The sequence below is a fragment of the Fibrobacter sp. UWH1 genome (assembly GCF_002210365.1).
In the GTDB taxonomy this organism is placed as follows: Bacteria; Fibrobacterota; Fibrobacteria; order Fibrobacterales; family Fibrobacteraceae; genus Fibrobacter.
Genome location: NZ_MWQG01000094.1, coordinates 1 through 1080, shown reverse-complemented (window position 1 = coordinate 1080; position 1080 = coordinate 1). Strand labels below are relative to the sequence as shown.

Below are 1080 nucleotides of genomic sequence, written 5' to 3'. Positions count from 1 at the left end.
CGCGGATTCTCATCGTCAAGTAAATCCGATCTAGGCTGAAAACAAAAAAAAATCCCTAGAAAGTGAATTCTAGGGATGGTTAGGTTTCTAACTTGCGTTTTCGACCAAGAAAAGGACAAGCGATGAGACTTAACCGAGACATAAGATACCAAATTAGCGCACTGTTGGCTGCCGGACATCAACAAAAAGTCATAGCAAAACTAATCGGAATTTCCGAAGGTGGACTCAGCAAGGAGATTTCCAGAAACGGAGGTCGTAAAAAGTACGATCCGGACAAGGCTGACAAGAGGGCCGTAAAGCTCCAGCACAAAGCGCACATTCACTATGAGTATAGCGATGAAGTTTGGGCGGAAACTGAAGCCCTGATAAAGGAGGACTTGTCACCGGAGCAAGTTGTTGGACGCAGGGGGTTGGAGGGTAAGAAAACTCCAAGCGTTCCAACGATATACCGCCATATCAAAGGCAGAGACGAATTCAAGCCACACCTTAGGCATGGGGACAAGAAATATCGAGAGCGGGGTCCTGCAAAGGATGGAAGAGGCTCCATTACGGGACAGGTGCCCATAGACCTGCGTCCGGCGATAGTCGACGAGAAAAGTCGCTTCGGCGATTTTGAAATAGACTTGATCAACGGAGCTCTTCATAAGGGGAACCTGCTCACCGCCAACGACAGAATGTCCATGCTTTGCATCCTGGAGCCTCTACCGACAAAGGATGCAACCGCCCTGGCAGATACTCTGATAGCGGCCTTTTCGCCCTACAAGAGGCTGCTACACACGGTCACTTCCGACAACGGAAAGGAGTTCGCCGATCATGTTCGGATAGCCCAAAAGTTGGATGTCGGTTATTACTTTGCCCACCCTTACCACTCGTGGGAACGAGGTGCAAACGAAAATATGAACGGTCTGATTCGCCAGTACCTGCCAAAGGGAACCTCGTTTGAGGACCTGACGAGAGATGAGGTCAAGTGGATTGAGTGGAAATTGAACAATCGGCCGAGAAAACGACTTGGATTTCTCACCCCATTAGAGTATATTTCTAGGCAAGTTAAACAAATTTACTTGGCGACTTAAATTCGCC

At 48.4% G+C, this 1080-nt stretch carries 1 protein-coding gene; it reads left to right on the top strand.

Annotated elements, in window-relative coordinates:
- Positions 1-164: 164 nt before the first annotated feature.
- Positions 165-1073, top strand: a complete 909-nt coding sequence (locus B7992_RS16215) for an IS30 family transposase (RefSeq protein WP_158278289.1) — start codon at positions 165-167, stop codon at positions 1071-1073.
- The last annotated feature ends 7 nt before the right edge of the window (positions 1074-1080 follow it).